Raw genomic sequence first — 16,070 nt, forward strand, 5'->3', positions numbered from 1 at the left:
GCACTCACCGGTTGACGATCCGCTTCGGCATCGCCAGCGCCAGCACACAACCCAGCAGCAGGCAGATGCCAAACGTGATCACACCCGCGCCCACGCTATGTGTCCGATCTTTCAGCCAGCCAAGGAAATAGGTACTCGCGAAACCTCCGAGGTTGGCAATCGAGCACGCGAATGCAATACCAGCCGCAGCAGCCGTGCCGCGAAGAAACGTTGACGGAAGCGCCCAGATCACCGGCATCGCCGCCGCGGCCCCGGCGTTTGCCATCGAGAGAAGGATGACGATGGCGGGCACGCTACCCGGGAAGAAAGCGCTTGCGATCAGGCCAAACGATGAGCACAGCAAGGGCACGGCAACATGCCAGCGACGCTCCCTGAACCGGTCGGAACTGATCCCGGTCAGCAGCACCATGACCACCGCCAACCCATTGGGGATCGCCATCAGCGCACCGATCTCGATCGCACTCCTCGCGCCGGCATCGCGCAGCATCGTGGGCATCCAGAAACTGATCGAATAGAAGCAGAGCAGTACGCAGAGGTCGAGATAACCCACCACCCATACTTTCGGATTGGCAAACGCCTGAACCAGCCGATGCTCCTTTTTCTCCTCCCGGTCGATTCCAATGTCCCGCTTTAGTCTCGCGAGTTCGCCAGCGGTGAGAAAATGCGCACCCTGATGCGTTTTCGGCAGGAAGATATAGACGAGTACACCAAGCAGCACAGAAGGCAGCGCTTCCAGCGCAAACAACCACTGCCACCCTCGCAAGCCATGCACGCCGTCAAAGAGCGACAGGATCCAGCCTGAAAGCGGCGCGCCGATCAGACTCGACAACGGCAAGCCCACCATGAAGAGTGCGACGATCCGGCCGCGCCGCGCGTCGGGAAACCAGTAGGTGAGGTAAAGCAGTGCGCCGGGCAGGAACCCGGCTTCCGCCACCCCCAGCAGGAAACGCACGACGTAGAACTGCCCCGGCGTCTTCACGAACATCGTCAGCCCTGAAAGCACGCCCCATGTGACCATGATGCGCGCGATCCAGAAGCGGGCACCGACTTTCTCGAGTATCAGGTTGCTGGGCACTTCAAACAGGATGTAGCCGACGAAAAACAGTCCGGCACCGAGCCCGTACACCGTTTCGCTAAATCCGAGCGAATCGAGCATCTGCAGCTTGGCAATGCCTACATTCACGCGATCCAGAAATGCGGCAAAGAAGCATAGACCCAGGAATGGGGCGAGCCGCCATGTGAGCTTGCGATAGAGACTGCGCCCGGTCGGGGCATCATCTTCAAGGTCACAGGAGGGGATGTTCAGGGGAGACGTCGACATGTTGGATCCTGGAAGAGGACATGGAAGACGCGTCTCGCAGCCTTCAGCGAAACGCGCGACCTGGCTTCACGAGTAATTGATGACAAGCAGCTTGATTTCCGACATCTCGTCCATCGCGTACCGTGTGCCCTCGCGGCCGGTGCCGGATTCCTTCCAGCCGCCGAAAGGCATGTTGTCGATGCGATAGATCGGCACGTCATTGATCATCAGTCCGCCGACATCCCATTTCTCCAGTGCCCGGAACGCGCGCTGCAGGTCTCGCGTGAACAGGCCGCCCTGCAAGCCGTAGCGCGAGTCGTTGGCACGCTCGACGGCTTCATCGAATACGCGATAGCTGTTGAGCGTGAGCACGGGGCCGAAGATTTCCTCGTCTTCGACCAGCATGCCTGGCCGGGTGTCCGCCAGTACGGTCGGCTGCACGACTGCGCCGACGCGCGGGCCGCCGGCCAGCAGACGCGCGCCGCCGGTCAACGCCGTGTCTATCCAGCCCTGAATGCGGACCGCGGATTTCTCGTCGATCACCGGACCCACGTCGATGCCCTCTTCCATCGGATCGCCGACCTTGCACGCGCGTACCTTGTCGAGCAACCTGGCCTCGAACTGGGCCCGTACGTTCTCGTGCACGAGAATGCGCTGTACGCCAATGCAATACTGCCCCCCGAACACCACGCCACCGCGAACACAACGCGCCGCCGCGAGGTCCAGATCCGCGTCTTCCGCCACGATCACCGTGCCGTTGCCGCCGAGCTCCAGCGCGACTTTCTTGTGGCCTGCAATCGATTTGATATGCCAGCCGACCTTGGCACTGCCCGTGAAGGTCACCATTGCGAAGCGGTCGTCCCGGACCATCGACTCCGCAAGGGGAATACTGCAGTGACACACCTCCAGCGCGCCGTCGGGCAGGCCCGCATCGCGCATAACCTCCTGCAGCAGAAGGCTGGTAAGGGGCGTTTGCGGTGCCGGCTTCAGCACGACGGCATTGCCTACAGCAATCGCCGGCGCGACTTTGTGCAGGACAAGATTGAGCGGAAAATTGAACGGCGAGATCGCCAGGATGAGGCCAATCGGAAAGCGCCTTGCAATACCCACACGACGGCGCATGTCGGCCAGTTTGTCGAGATCGAGACGGGACAATTCCGTAGCGCTGCCACTGGCGTCGGTGGTCTGGTATTCGAAAACGCCCGCGTCGACATCGAGCGGCACTTCTTCACCATGACTGCGCCGCGCTTCGGCAGCCGCGTTACGCAAGTTGAAGATGCCACGCGAAACCTCCCCTCGCGCATCGTATAAAGGCTTGCCGGACTCCGCCGCAATCGTGCGCACGAACTCGTCGCGCCGTGATTCGATCAGGTCCGCCGCGCGTTGCAGAATATCCGCGCGTGCAAATCGAGGCAGTTGGCGCATGATCTCGAACGCGGCTTGTGCACGCTCGATTGATCGCTCGACAGCGTCAGCATCAGCAATCGGCATATGGCCGACCACAGCTCCGTCATAGGGACTGCGCACAGCGTCGGTGGGTTGGGTTTGCGTCTCAATTTCATATTTCATTTGGCATCCTTATCTATAATCGGTGTTCTTATTTTTGGCCGCTCACTGCGAATCCGCGTGGTGCTCCGACGAGATGTGTTCTCGCCGGCTATGCGACGACCAGGGTCTGGTTGAGATCTGCGATCGCACGCACGAGACTGCACGGCGCCAGCATCGAGGTTTTGGGGTTGCTCGGCAGGGTCTTGCCGGTGACCGCAATGTCGATGTGGCCAAAATCGCCTTCCGCCTTGATCCGGTGCGTGTTGCCGGTTGCAAGCGGATCGACGTACAGGACCACCCTGGTCCGATCGAAGCCGACGCCGGCCAGCGCTACCGCAGCGGCCACGTTGGCGTTCTGCGGAAAGAGGCGTGCCGCATCTCGCGCTGTACCTTCATAGATGGCGGTCGGCGTTTCGATGTCGTCGAGCGCAACCCGCGCTTCGGCAGGCGTGCCCCGCCAGGCGCCCGGCGCCTTGTGCGATTCATAGCGCACCTCGCGCAGTCCGGCGAACTTTGCAGCGCCCAGCGCATCGAGCCCGCCCAGCGCCCCGGAGGGAATGCGCAGACGTGCCCCTGCAGCGGTCGCGCTATCGATCAATAGCGTCTCGAGTGTGGGATCTGCCAACGCACCGACCGAGGCAACGAGCATGTCGTGCCCGGCCGCGAGGACGGACGGCCCCAGGTTACGCAAAGCTTCGTGACCTGCGCATTCGACGACGAGATCGAGATCGCTATCAAGGAAGTCGTCAACGTTATCGACAACCCGGGCGCCGGCATCGAGCGCCCTGCGCGCGCCCTCGCGATGTGTGTCCCGCTCATAGACAGCCATGACACGGACGGCAGGTACGTACTGACTCAGCAAGTCATATAGCAGGCTCCCGATGGCGCCGCATCCTATCAATCCAACATTCATCCTATCCCTCACTCGGTTCGTGGCGCCCGGGCTCGGCCCCACGTGATGAATGCATTAGATGGGATACAAATTTCCCGGGGAAGGTGCTCGAAGTGACGTCTATCGTCACAAAAACAGAACACTGGGGGTGGTTGGTCAGGGAGACTGGCGGCCTGCCCTGAGACGCCAGATCAGAAGATCGAGAAAACGCTGTGCCGCGACCGACAGTTGTCGCCCGCGAAAGCTGATCACGTCGATGGTCGCCGATCCGGAGTCGCGCTCGTCCAGCGGTACTGCCCGTAACCATCCGTGAGCCGTCTCCTGCTCGAGGGTGAGCGGCGGCATGAAGCTGACAAGATCCGATTGCCTGACGAGGTTCTTGATAACCTGCAGTGAGTTCGCTTCAATCGCAACCTGAAGCGCGATGTTCGCCCGTTCGGCGGCTTTTTCGATCAGATAGCGAATGCCGAATGTCCGCGCCGGCAACGCAACCCTCACGTTACCCAGTTCGGACATGGACACTGTTTTCCGGCCGGCGAGTGGATGCGCCGGCCGGCATATCATCTGCAACGGCTGGATTGAGCGGCCATGAAGATTGATGTCGTCGCGATTGAGGACATTGAAGGCCATGCCAATCTCAGCGCGATGATCGACAAGCGCGTCGACAATCTGTGCAGTTCCGCAGACCTCGAGGTGCACAGCAATACCCGGGTGGTCACGCGAGAACCCCGTTATAAGGTCGGGCATGAAGCTATGGACGGCAGCTTCGACCAGCGCGATCCGGACCACACCGTGGCGTAATGAGCTCAGGTCGTCCATTGCGGCGTGCAACTGCTCGACGTGGCGCGTGTTGGCGTTCACGTAGTCGAGCAATAGCTGGCCGGCTGCGGTTAGCGTCGCACCGCGCGGTGAGCGGTCGAACAACGCCGCGCCGAGCTCCTTTTCCAGGTTGCTGATCTGTTTGCTGATCGCGCTGGGTGCGACAAAGAACGTCTCCGAAGCATGTCTTAACGAACCCGTGCGCGCGACTTCGGCGAAATACCTGAGTGACTGGGGCTGGATCATGACGTCATGTCCGTGCGGCGGATCGCAGGGCCAGCGTGTGGTGTCGTCGGCGCAGACGAATTCTGTGCCGGACGTATGGCGACCAGGGGTTGCACGAGCGTCCACCGACGCGCGGCAGGATGCATCATTCCGCTCAGGCTGCGCTCACGTTGTGCTGACGCTGTCGAGCTCTGTCTGTGTAAGCCCGTACTTCGCCATGCGGGCACGGTGATCGGCCGAACCGAGGTACTTGCGAAGTTGCTCATTCACCGCCTGCAGAAGGTCAGGATTGCTCTTGCTGAACGAGAACGCGCCGACAGGTGCCCTGCCATCCTTGCTCGTTTCGTGCGCCACCACTTCCAGTTCCTGATTGGCACTGGCAAGGACACGGCTGCCTACCGCCGTGCTCGCGTAGGCGTCGATCTCTCCCGCGAGCAGCGCGTCGATCGCTTCGGTTTGGCCCTTGAACGCCACGATCTGGCTATCGTTCACGCCGGCCGACTTTGCAGAGTCCAGCTGAACCGTTCCGGCGACGATTCCAAGCCGCGCGTCGTTGCGCGCCGCGACGGCCGCATAGCTCGTCAGCGCTTTCGGATTGCCCTGGCGAAGCAGGAATCCGTCGCCCAGCGCCCAGACCGGCACGCTGAACGCAACGCGCTCGGCGCGCTCAGCGGTCACGAAAATGGGTACGTTCATGTCCCACCGGCCTTCCTGCACGCCAGGCAGAAGTTCTTCGAACGAGGTCAACTGATGTTCGATGGAGGTCACACCGATCGCCCGAAGCACCACTTCGGCCAGCTCGATGTCGGCACCCGTCACCGAATGATCTTCACCCGTCCAGTAGAAGGGCGGTTCCTCGAGATATGCGATTCTTACTTTCATAGCTGTTCTCCACATGTCCAGCAGTTAAGATTCCGCTCGCCACGCCGTCGGGCGTGGCGATTCATTTGTGCATCGATGACACGGCAGTCTGAACCGCGCAGCGCTGCGAACCGAGCCCCTCGATTCCGCAAACAATGGTGTCGCCTTCCTTCAGATAGTCTGGCTGTGCTTTGTTGTACGCAACGCCTTGAGGCGTCCCAGTCAGGAGGAGATCGCCGGGCAACAAGGTCATGAATTCACTTAGATGGGCAATGATCTGCTTGACGGAAAATACCATTCTGCTGGTACGGCTTTCCTGCCGGGGCACATCGTTTTTTTGCAACCAGATCCTGAGATCGAGCGACGCGGGAAGCTCATCCAGCGTGACCAGCCAGGGCCCGAGCGGAGCGAAAGTGTCCGCGCTTTTCGCCTTGCTCCACTGCCCTCCGCGCTCGAACTGCCAGTGCCGGTCGGTGACGTCGTTGGCGACTGTGGCGCCAGCGATGAGCGACGCGGCCTCCTCGGGGCGAACGTTGCGCGCCACGCCGCCCATTACCACTGCGAGTTCGACTTCCCAGTCGACCGCATTGGCAGTCGCTGGAATGACGATTGGGTCAAATGGCCCACTCAACGCAGTCGGAGACTTGAAGAACACGAGCGGTTCCTGCGGCAGTTCGAAGCCGGTTTCCTCAGCGTGATCCGCGTAGTTCAGTCCCACGCATACGATTTTGCCGGGCGCTGCGATTGGACTACCCAGCCGGGAGGCTGGAGGCGCTTCCGGTAGCCGCGAAAGATCAGCCCGCGATATTTCGCTCAGAACGTTTGCTTCCAACGCGCTCCCTGACCAATCGCGGACCAGGGTGCTGGCGTCGCGCACCGTTCCGGAGGCGTCGAGAATGCCTGGCCGCTCGTCGCCAGGCGGACCAAATCGGACAAGTTTCATCGTGATGTTTCCCTGCTATGCCGACACGTCATGCCGGAGCGGCATCCATGACCGTTGAAAGTGCGGACAGTGCGGGTCCGAGACGCGCAGGCGGCAGGTAGCCAAAGCCCAACCGGAATACACGGCTGCTTTCGCCAAACCATGAGCCGGATGCCAACTGCAAATCATGACCCGGCAGCAGGTCCCAGAAACGCACGACAGCCACGTCGTCGAATGCGTCGGCGCGCAGACGCAGGCAGCATAACGCGCCGGCGTCAGGACGCACCCACTCGATGCGCTCGTGCTCGCTCTCGCACCAAAGCGCCAGTTCCTGCAGCGCAGCGGCGAGCAAGCGGCGTCGCGGTGCGAGCACGCCTTCTCTGTTGCGCAGAAGCGCTGTGGCGAGGGTCTCGTCAAGAACCGATCCCGAGATCACGGTGTTCATTTTGGCGACGGCCAGACGCTCCCGCAGATCCGCGTCCGCCACCGTGAGCCAGCCCGTGCGCAAGCCCGGCGCGCCGAGCGCCTTCGACACCGACGCGCCGGTAACGATACGTGGATCGAGTCCCGCGAAACTCTCGATCGCCGCATGGTCGCCGTAGGTGGCTTCCCGATAGGTCTCGTCGATGAAAAGTATCGCGTCCGGAGAGCGCTTTTCCATCAAGACGAGGAGCTTCTCGACGTCGGCACGAGAGGTCTGAATGCCGGCCGGATTCTGTGGCGAAGCGATGCTGATCAGCTTCGTTTTCGGCGACAGACTTGCCTCGATCTGGTCCAGATCCAGCCGATAGCCATGCTCGAATGACAGCTTGATCTCGCGGACGCTAACGCCGGCGCCGAGAAGGCAATCACGGCTCGGCGGAAAGCAGGGCGTCGCGAGGACAGCCTCGTCGCCCGACCGGCAGACTTCGAAAGCGAGAAGAAACAAACCGAGCGCGGTACCTTGTGTCGTGATGATCTGCTCGGCTGGAACCTTGCAGCCCTCGGCAATTGCCTCGCGAAGCGCGACCGAACCGGCGGAGGTGCCATAGCCGAGCTTCAGATTGCGGATATCCTCGAGACCCGGCAGAGACAGGAGTTCGCCGAGCGTCAGGTCCTGCGACGTGCTCTCCGCCAGGTTGAACGGCCGGTTCACATTGAGAAGTGAAATGATCTCGTTGCGAGGAAATCGCCCGCGCCACGGCTGGGGAGTCGATTCGCTGAGGCCGGCCTGTTGTCGTTCGTCGGCGTTCCGTTGAATACCCTGCATGCTTTTGCCTTGCATTTGCTGTGAATTGATTGTCAGACGATCCCTTTGCGATCAGCCAGACAGCCGTTCCAGCGCTACCCTGACAACAGTTAGCGCTGTGCGCAGCACCCCGGCTCCTTCAGACGCGATCGCAACGCATGCATCGTAGCGCCCACCGCTCGACCATAACAGTCACAATTTTCTTCGAAATGGACCATCACAATTCCTCTTGGCGAGCCGGGGCGCCGAGTCGATAATCGTGGATTACACCGATTACACCGTTATGAGCCCTTCCATGGACATGGACACGCCCACTCCGTACCGCTACGAGCGCCTGGCCGAGCTCATCGTCGGCATGATCGACAATGGCGCGCTCGCGGCGGGCACGCGTCTGCCATCCGTGCGCGCAGTCAGCGAACAGCACAGCATCAGTATCTCCACGGTGTTACAGGCGTATCGCCTGCTCGAGGATCGCGGCGTCCTGGTCGCGCGGCCGCAGTCAGGCTTTTACGTCGCGGGCTCGCGCCGCGGCGCACTCGCGCTGCCTTCGGTCTCGCGAGCGCGCGCGAAGGCCTCGACCGTGTCGATCAGCGGAGCCGTTGCAGGACTGCTCGAGCAAGTCTCGAACCCGGCGCTGGTGCCGCTCGGCTGCGCCGTACCCGACGCGGCGCTGCTGCAGTCGAAGCGGCTCGACCTCGCGCTCGCGCGTGCCGCACGTCAACACGGCACGCGCTACAACATCTATTGCGCACCGCAAGGCGACCCGCGCCTGCGCCGCGAAATCGCGAAGCGGGCGATACACTTCGGGCACGCGCTGTCGCCCGATGACCTGCTCATCACGAACGGCTGCACCGAGGCATTGACGCTCGCGCTGACCGCAGTCGCGAAGCGCGGTGATTCGATTGCGATCGAATCGCCCACTTACTTTGGCCTCCTCCATACTCTCGAAGTGCTGGGTCTGAAGGCGTTCGAGCTGCCCACCGACCCGACGCGCGGCATCGACGTCGACGCGCTCGCCCGTCTGCTCGATACGGAACCGGTGGCCGCCTGCGTGCTGTCGTCGAATTTCAACAACCCGCTAGGCTGCGCGATGGCCGAAGCCGACAAGCGCTCGCTCCTTGCGCTGCTCGCACGGCATGCCGTGCCGCTGATCGAAGACGACGTCTACGGCGACATCCACTTCGGTCGCGAGCGGCCCAAGCCGTTCATCGCGCTCGACGGCGGAGCCAATACGATCTACTGCAGCTCGTTTTCGAAAAGCCTTGCACCCGGGTATCGGGTCGGCTGGATTGTGGCGGGTACCTATGCGCAGCAGGTGATGGAACGCAAGCTGGCGTTCAGCCTCTGCTGTCCTGTCCTGCCTCAGGTCGCGCTCGCAGACTTTCTGGAGAGCGGCGCATACGATGCACACTTGCGCAGCGTCCGGCGCATCTTCGAAGAGAACCTCGGGCGCATGACGCGTACGATCGAGACAAGCTTCCCAACCGACACGAAAGTGAGCCGGCCAGCAGGCGGCTTCATGCTCTGGCTGGAACTGCCGAGGCGCTTCGACTCGCGCGCGCTCTTCGACGAAGCGCTCGAACAAGGCATTTGCTTCGCGCCCGGTGACGTCTTCTCCGCAAGCCGACGCTTTCGCAATTGCCTCAGGCTGAGCGCCGGGCATGCCTGGAACCATCGCATCGAAGGCGGCGTCCGCCGACTGGGGCGGCTCGCGCAGGCGCTGCTCGAGGGCTGAGCGGCTTGGGGGCGTGGACACGTGAATCAAAGAGGGAATGACGACCGCGCCATCGTCGTCAGCAACGATGACGTCACATTGGGCCCGCCGGGATTCATTAGCGCGTAGATGGCAAATAAAATAAGCCCATATTTTTCAATGGGTTACGGACGGACTCCCGCCAATAGAGAATCCGCCCAAAATTATTTTCGATGCATTGCAACCCATTGATTTAAAAGGAATCCAAAGCCCTCCTCACTCCCACTCGATTGTCAATCGTCAGGCTGAACCCTCGTGGAGACGGCGTTCTCGCCCGATCGTGTCGCGCAGATACTGTCAACGATACCGAAATTTTTTGCTGGCACTTAACGGTTTTCGTCGGACCGCATCGGAGCGGTCATGCCCGTTTTTTACTCAAAAACCGCGAAGATCGGGCATCGTAAGACGATTTGTGAAAGTGATACCGTATGGCTTGTCAAACGACACATGCGGAAGCGGAAATTGACGTAATTTTTCCTCGGAAATACGACCCAAGTTCCGTTGAAGTTGCGAACGTCCGAAGGTGTGCGTCCGAGAGGCCATGATCCTTTAGATCAACCATTTAACAATAGGTCACGCCACCGCCGTACACTGGTCACATCGAGCTTCTCCCCCTCGAAAACTATCTGCGTTACCGTCTCCCCCTGTGCCGCACGTCGCTTCAGGTATGCACTTATGTCCATCCAGCGGACGTCGTCTTCTGAAGTTCTAATAACTAGCATTACCGCGCAAGGCTGTTGCTGCCAGTATTGAGCCCAGCGAGGCTTTTTTATCTGAAAAATCTCTGCGCCATCCCATTTTCTCCTCCTGAGGTAAGACTGGCCAGACTTTACTTGAACATACAGTCGCCGTCCCGTGGCCTCGCCGCGATCGTCTTTGAACTCGATTTCACCGTCTATCCCATGGTCGCTGTTCGTATAAGGTCGGAGCCGTAGCTGCGCAATCAATTGCAGCGGACAACAAAAGGGCATCGCGTAGACTTCTCGCCTACCGGGGCTAGGCGACAAAATCACAATGACAATAGAACCGTCTTTGGCTACTTCCACGCGCACCGTCTACGGGCTCGCGTGGTTTGAAGAAGCGAGTGCATGCGCGCGTGACGTGTTAGGGCATCGGGAAACGATTTCCATTGGCGGGGTGAAAGGAACCATTGAGTTTCCCGGTCTGCCCAATTGGTCGCCCACCGACAGCGATCCCCTGAACATGCCTCTCGTCTCTCCGGACGTTGCGAAAGATTGGAAGCGCGGTGGCGAACCGGTTTGGTGGGGGCACCCAACGAGCCATCCGACGGGGAACGCCAGCGTTAGCTGCGTGCTGCTCGAATTCGTGATTCAGGACTCGGAACTGAAGTCCGCCGGAATCCAAATCCGTGAGGCGTTCATGCTGTGGCGATCAACGTTTAACGATTTTCTGGAGTTGATCACCAAGCAAAGACGGACCCGCGCTGTCGAAGTCACGGGAGAGGTTTCGGGGCTGCACTTGTTCTACCGGGACGCAGAGGGCAAACACGCATGGGCTTACGATGACAATATCCACGTCGCCATCACAACCACGAGCGCAGACACGCGTCTGAAGCTGGCGCAACTGAAACAGATATGTCGCCTGTGTTCATCCAGCGTGCGGCCATCGCTCGAATATTCGCTCCAGCTTGATGCGTACCGGGCGCTACGAAGGGCTGATTACCGTAAGGCGGTGATCGATTCAGCCACCGCAGCAGAAGTGGTGCTTACGAAAGCTATCGTGAAGCGATGTAACGAGATTGGCGACAACCCCGAAAAGCGCCTAAAGGAACGTCAGTACCGGACCCTTGGGGGGCGGCTTGCGCTGGCGCGCACACTCGCTATCCCCGTGCCGGACATTGACCTTTACCTTGTCGTGGTCGACCCCCGCAACGACGCAATTCATGAAGGGAAAGCCATGATCAAAGGTACTGCGACACAGGCTGTCCATGCGGTTGATGACCTGCTGACCACACTGAACCCTTCGCTCTCCTAGGTCATTCGAACCGCCGAACGGCTCACCACTGAATTGGACCAGCGCCGCAATCGTCTACAAATGTCACTAAGGCCGGTCAATCGACCTTGACCACTACTGAGTCGTCAACCTCATCATCGGGCGTGTCGTCGTAGTGGTTCATTTCTGCATTAACCAGATACGTCGTACCCTTTGGAACAACGAAGGTTTCTACCTCGTCGTAGTCGATACCGGGCTCCATGACGTACCCGTCTTCGTATTTGGAAACGATGTGATACGCGGGAAAGAGCCGGGGTAACTTGTCGTAATCGACTCGCCCATTGGCAAGGCCGGCTGGAAAGGCCTTCACCAGTACGTCAATATCGCCCTTCTTCCCGCCGTCCAATTCTATCGGCACTTTGCCAAGGTTCTTAGGCTTGACGTGGACCATCAGCAACCGGCGTGTATCGTCGTACGGCTGCACCTCGGCGGTGACCCTGATATTCGGATTGACTTCGTGCGTGTCTTCGGCTGTGAAATTGCTGTACACCCACCAGCCGCCAACGGGGATCGCGACCAGTGAGGCACATGTAAGGGCAAGCTCCGCCCACGTCTTTGCTTTCTCTAACTGGAATGCCACGCCCCCACCCCCGTTCTCTGGATTTACCACCGCGTTGACGCACGCCGTTTAGCTTGCCGGAGGCCGATAACCTAGGTGCCCCGGCGTCTGCTTGCCATGCGCCGCCGTCCAAAAGTATCCGGCGTAGGTTCGATATACGTCTCACGCTTCCCTCTCAGACCGCTGGCGTATCTGATTGATGAAACGGGCGGGCGAGCGTGTACAACAAGCTAGGGATAATCGTTACTCGGTCGTCGTCAAACATCCGTACCCCTGTGTCCGGCCATACTACTACGGCAGTGTGCTCACGGCAGAGCTTCACGACCTCCCACGGAGCAAGCTCGAAGCCGTATCCGAAGAGATATCGAGCAACTGTCTACGCTGCTGCTCACGCCGCGCGAGGATGGGATCAATCAGGTCTCTGACCATGTCACGGTATCCGGTGGCCAGTTTCCGCGCCTCGCCAAGCGAGACTCGCGAAAGCGGACCAAGGCCCATCTCCCGCACGCGCCCGTCAAGCTTGAAGCGAAATACCCATGAGCGAGAGCCAGTGTCGGCGATCTGCATGTAGAGACCACCGCCGTCGGCGTAATGGCTTGGCACCACCTGTTTGGCGACCCGCAGTGCGCTGAGCCGGTGCAACTGTCGTCCTGCCATATTGCCCTCCATTCCTACCCACAAAACCCATGTCGCTACCCGTACTTCGGGTGGAAATTGTGCGGGACCTGGATGGAAGCAGCAAGCACGCCGTTACCCATAAAGCGCTTTGAAATCAGCGATCTAGAGGACGTTTTCGGAAGATATTGGAATGCCCGGGAAGCCCCGGCTGGCGGAAAGCCGTGAGGGCATCAATCTTGCCACTATGGAAAACATAGTTCTCTGCACCGTGACGCGAGAATGGATATTTAGTCGTGTCGAGGTGAATGGCGGACGCTGGGAACACTTTCAGGACAAAACATCCGGTAGCATCGAACCACGTCGGCAGTTCGTCCTCATTGATCCCGTCGATCGGATCGCTGACGGTGACTGGTTCCCCGAATTTGTCGGCAATCACCCCGGCGGCTTCTTTCAGTGAATACCAACTTTTAAACGGTCCAATATTTGCCATGGCGTCCCTTTACGCAACCCCTTTTGAGGAGCCGCGCCAGCCGGGTAAGGGAGCGCGGTTTTCGATTGGCCGATCTAGGCGCGGCAAGTAAATTATCGCTCGAATCTGCTCGAGATCGATATTAGTTCGCCGTCGCTCCAATCGAGATAATCTGCGCGCCGGCCTTCAACTGGTCCAAATAATCTGCCCACCGCTGCATCATGGCGCGGCGCTCCTTGATGAATTTCGTACGGTTGTACGCCGAACCCAGGTTATCCGGTACAGCGTGCGCGAGTTGATGCTCGATCACCTCGGGCTTTTGCTCCAGCTCCTCATGCAGGATCGTCCTCGCCATCGCTCGAAATCCGTGACCGGTAATCTCCGTACGTGTGTCGTAACCTAGGCGCCTAAGTGCTGCATTGACCGCAGCATCGCTCATTGGGCGCAATGCACTGCGTGCACCAGGAAAGACGTAGCGCCCAGTCCCCGTCAGCGCCTCCAATTCTCGAAGCAGAGCAATGGCCTGACTTGCCAGAGGCACGAGATGCTCGGTCTTCGTCTTCGTGACCAGATAGCGCCATTCGCCCTTGTCGAGGTCGAACTGCGACCACTCGGCCTGCCGAAGTTCGCCGGGACGCACAAATAGCATCGGGGCGAGCTTAAGCGCGCACAGCACAGGGAATGTGCCCGAGAAGCCTTCGAACGCTCGTAGCATTTCGCCGACCCTACCGGGTTCAGTGATTGCGGCAAAGTGGGTTTCGACGGGGGCCGGAATCGCGCCGATAAGGTCTTTTGCGAGGTCCGTCTTGCAATACCCCTCCTTGATACCGTAGCGGAATATCCGGCTTATTTCGCTTCGTACTCGATGGGCGGTAAAACGCGCACCTCGCGCGTCGATCCGCTTGAGCACAGCCAATATCTCAGGCGCGTCAATCTCCGTGATCGGCCGGTTGCCCATCCATGGGAACACGTCCTTCACAAAGCGGGCCAGCGTTTTTTCGTATTGACCGATTTCGACAACGGTCTTGCGCTCATCCATCCAACCATGAGCGACCACCTTAAAAGAGTTGGCGGCAGCAATCCGTGCCGCCCGTTTGCCAGCCTTCCTCGCTTCGCTCGGATCAACGCCTGCGTCCAACTTCTCGCGAGCCTGATCCCGTTTCTTGCGTGCCGCTGCCAACCCTACTTCCGGATATACGCCTAACGCAGTAACTTCTCCTTGCCAGCAAAACGATACTTGAGCCGCCAATATCGTTGCCCGGCGGAAGTAATAAGCAGGAACAGACCGCCGCCGTCGAACAGCTTCTGCGGTTTTGTATCGGGCTTCGTTTTCCTGATGGCGATATCGGTTAGCGGCATGGGGGTATCTCTGGAACAGACTGGCAAAAGGCGCAGCCCATACCCCTAAAAATACCCCCTTATACCCCCGGCTGTCTACGTCTCTCCAAGAAACGTACTGGAACAAAAAAACCCATGAAGCCTATGACTGTCATGGGTTTTCGAATCTCTTTGGAACTACTTGGAATACTTCCTGGTGCCGGGGACCGGACTCGAACCGGCAAGCTGTGAAGCGGCGGATTTTAAGTCCGCTATGTTTACCAATTTCATCACCCCGGCAGGGGTCAGAACCACGCGTGGACGCGAATTCTACCATTGCCCGGCGGGCGCACCAAACCGGCGCAATCCCGCCGCGACCCATCCCCACCCTCTCCCGCCAGGCATAAAAATTGGAGTCATCCGCAAGTCACAAACGTTCCTGATAATCCGCTGACGAAAACGTTTACATAACGCGCGGAAATCATGATCCCAACGATCAAAGACGTCGCCGCCCACGCGGGCTTCTCCATCGCCACGGTCTCGCGCGCGATCAACGCGCCGCATACCGTGAACCCGGTCACGCTCGAAAAGGTGCGGCAATCCATCGACGCCCTTAACTTCCGCCCCAGCCCGCTAGGGCGGCAACTGCGCGGCGAGCGCACGCGCCTGATCGGCGTGATCCTGCCGACGCTCGCCAACCCCGTGTTCGCCGAATGCCTGCAAGGCATCGACGAACTCGCCGCGGCGCAAGGCTACCGGCTCATGTTGATGACCACTCAGTACGATGCCGACCGCGAACGCCACGCCATCGAAACGTTGCGCGAACATCGCGTGGAAGGCCTGATCCTGACCGTCGCCGATGCCGACACACATCCGCTGCTCGACGACCTCGACCGCGCCGGTCTGCTCTACGTGCTGATGCATAACGACACCGTGCGGCGTCCGTCGGTTTCGGTCGACAACCGCCTCGCTGCATTCGATGGCGTACGCATGCTGATCGCGCACGGCCATCGCCGCATCCTGGTGCTGGCAGGCACGCTGGCCGCGTCGGACCGCGCCCGCCAGCGGCATCTCGGCTACGCGCAGGCGATGCAGCAGGCCGGCCTCACCCCTGCGCCCGCGCTCGAAGTTGATTTCAACGCCGACGAACTGGCGCCGTCCGTGCTCGCTCATCTGACCAGCGGCCCGAACCGCCCGACCGCCCTCTTCTGCAGCAACGATCTGCTCGCCATGGTCGTGATGCGCGGCCTGCGCCGTGCGCATCTGCAGATTCCGCACGACATGTCGATTCTCGGCTTCGACGGACTCGCAATGGGCGAGTTGCTGTCGCCGCCGCTGGCAAGCATCTGCGCTCCGAATCGCGAGATCGGCTGCGCCGCCTGGCGGCGTTTGTTGGCCCGCGTAACCGGCACAGATGAAACACCAGGTGAAACGTCGCCCAAGCTGACGTTGCCGCACAGCCTGCGCGAAGGCGCCACTATCGCGGCGATTTCAAACCGCACAGAAACGTCGGCGGCGACAGAAAGACCGTTTGCATAGCCGCTTG

General features: G+C 60.1%; 14 protein-coding genes, 1 tRNA gene and 1 pseudogene. 3 read left to right on the plus strand and 13 right to left on the minus strand.

The features are described 5' to 3' along the window. Nucleotides 1-4: 4 nt before the first annotated feature. From PQQ86_RS12820 to PQQ86_RS12850, 7 genes are all read right to left on the minus strand, one after another. Nucleotides 5-1,321, minus strand: coding sequence for an MFS transporter (locus PQQ86_RS12820; protein ID WP_408267174.1), 1,317 nt, complete (start codon nucleotides 1,319-1,321; stop codon nucleotides 5-7). A gap of 66 nt (nucleotides 1,322-1,387) precedes the next feature. Continuing rightward, a complete protein-coding gene (locus PQQ86_RS12825) occupies nucleotides 1,388-2,869 on the minus strand; it encodes an aldehyde dehydrogenase family protein (RefSeq protein WP_408267177.1) in 1,482 nt (493 codons plus the stop codon). A gap of 88 nt (nucleotides 2,870-2,957) precedes the next feature. Next, nucleotides 2,958-3,761, minus strand: coding sequence for an aspartate dehydrogenase (locus PQQ86_RS12830; protein ID WP_408267180.1), 804 nt, complete (start codon nucleotides 3,759-3,761; stop codon nucleotides 2,958-2,960). A 135-nt stretch (nucleotides 3,762-3,896) separates the two neighbouring features. Beyond that, nucleotides 3,897-4,805 (minus strand): LysR family transcriptional regulator, encoded by a 909-nt coding sequence (locus tag PQQ86_RS12835; RefSeq protein WP_408267183.1) that lies wholly within the window; start codon nucleotides 4,803-4,805, stop codon nucleotides 3,897-3,899. Nucleotides 4,806-4,949: 144 nt separating this feature from the next. After that, complete coding sequence (locus PQQ86_RS12840; RefSeq protein ID WP_408267186.1) at nucleotides 4,950-5,666, minus strand: transporter substrate-binding domain-containing protein; 717 nt, start codon at nucleotides 5,664-5,666, stop codon at nucleotides 4,950-4,952. A 61-nt stretch (nucleotides 5,667-5,727) separates the two neighbouring features. Then, nucleotides 5,728-6,588 (minus strand): fumarylacetoacetate hydrolase family protein, encoded by an 861-nt coding sequence (locus tag PQQ86_RS12845; protein ID WP_408267189.1) that lies wholly within the window; start codon nucleotides 6,586-6,588, stop codon nucleotides 5,728-5,730. Nucleotides 6,589-6,616: 28 nt separating this feature from the next. Continuing rightward, on the minus strand, nucleotides 6,617-7,816 hold the full coding sequence (locus PQQ86_RS12850) for a pyridoxal phosphate-dependent aminotransferase (protein ID WP_408267191.1): 1,200 nt from the start codon (nucleotides 7,814-7,816) through the stop codon (nucleotides 6,617-6,619). A 274-nt stretch (nucleotides 7,817-8,090) separates the two neighbouring features. Between PQQ86_RS12850 and PQQ86_RS12855 the strand changes: the two genes are divergently transcribed. Beyond that, the gene (locus PQQ86_RS12855) at nucleotides 8,091-9,530 is read left to right on the plus strand and encodes an aminotransferase-like domain-containing protein (RefSeq protein WP_408267194.1); all 1,440 of its coding nucleotides are present in this window, start codon (nucleotides 8,091-8,093) and stop codon (nucleotides 9,528-9,530) included. A gap of 572 nt (nucleotides 9,531-10,102) precedes the next feature. Here the strand turns inward: PQQ86_RS12855 and PQQ86_RS12860 are convergent. Beyond that, complete coding sequence (locus PQQ86_RS12860) at nucleotides 10,103-10,519, minus strand: DUF4365 domain-containing protein (protein WP_408270254.1); 417 nt, start codon at nucleotides 10,517-10,519, stop codon at nucleotides 10,103-10,105. 43 nt (nucleotides 10,520-10,562) lie between these two features. Between PQQ86_RS12860 and PQQ86_RS12865 the strand changes: the two genes are divergently transcribed. After that, entirely contained in the window at nucleotides 10,563-11,543 is a 981-nt protein-coding gene (locus PQQ86_RS12865; RefSeq protein ID WP_408270380.1) for a hypothetical protein, read from the plus strand. A gap of 76 nt (nucleotides 11,544-11,619) precedes the next feature. On the opposite strand, the gene PQQ86_RS12870 is transcribed toward PQQ86_RS12865, so the two are convergent. The 5 genes and pseudogenes from PQQ86_RS12870 to PQQ86_RS12890 all read right to left on the minus strand — a co-directional run bounded on the left by PQQ86_RS12870 (nucleotide 11,620) and on the right by PQQ86_RS12890 (nucleotide 14,824). After that, nucleotides 11,620-12,141 carry a hypothetical protein gene (locus PQQ86_RS12870; RefSeq protein ID WP_408267197.1) on the minus strand — a complete coding sequence of 174 codons (522 nt, stop codon included), beginning with the start codon at nucleotides 12,139-12,141 and terminating at the stop codon, nucleotides 11,620-11,622. Nucleotides 12,142-12,438: 297 nt separating this feature from the next. Next, complete coding sequence (locus PQQ86_RS12875) at nucleotides 12,439-12,777, minus strand: Arm DNA-binding domain-containing protein (protein ID WP_408267199.1); 339 nt, start codon at nucleotides 12,775-12,777, stop codon at nucleotides 12,439-12,441. A 115-nt stretch (nucleotides 12,778-12,892) separates the two neighbouring features. Continuing rightward, the gene (locus PQQ86_RS12880) at nucleotides 12,893-13,228 is read right to left on the minus strand and encodes a hypothetical protein (RefSeq protein ID WP_408267202.1); all 336 of its coding nucleotides are present in this window, start codon (nucleotides 13,226-13,228) and stop codon (nucleotides 12,893-12,895) included. 121 nt (nucleotides 13,229-13,349) lie between these two features. Continuing rightward, nucleotides 13,350-14,566, minus strand: a pseudogene (locus PQQ86_RS12885) (tyrosine-type recombinase/integrase). A gap of 173 nt (nucleotides 14,567-14,739) precedes the next feature. Next, nucleotides 14,740-14,824: transfer RNA gene (locus PQQ86_RS12890), tRNA-Leu, on the minus strand. Between the two features lie 183 nt (nucleotides 14,825-15,007). Between PQQ86_RS12890 and PQQ86_RS12895 the strand changes: the two genes are divergently transcribed. Next, the gene (locus PQQ86_RS12895; protein ID WP_408267204.1) at nucleotides 15,008-16,063 is read left to right on the plus strand and encodes a LacI family DNA-binding transcriptional regulator; all 1,056 of its coding nucleotides are present in this window, start codon (nucleotides 15,008-15,010) and stop codon (nucleotides 16,061-16,063) included. Nucleotides 16,064-16,070 lie beyond the last annotated feature (7 nt).

Source organism: Paraburkholderia sediminicola, from assembly GCF_046026675.1.
GTDB classification, from domain to species: Bacteria; Pseudomonadota; Gammaproteobacteria; order Burkholderiales; family Burkholderiaceae; genus Paraburkholderia; species Paraburkholderia sediminicola_F.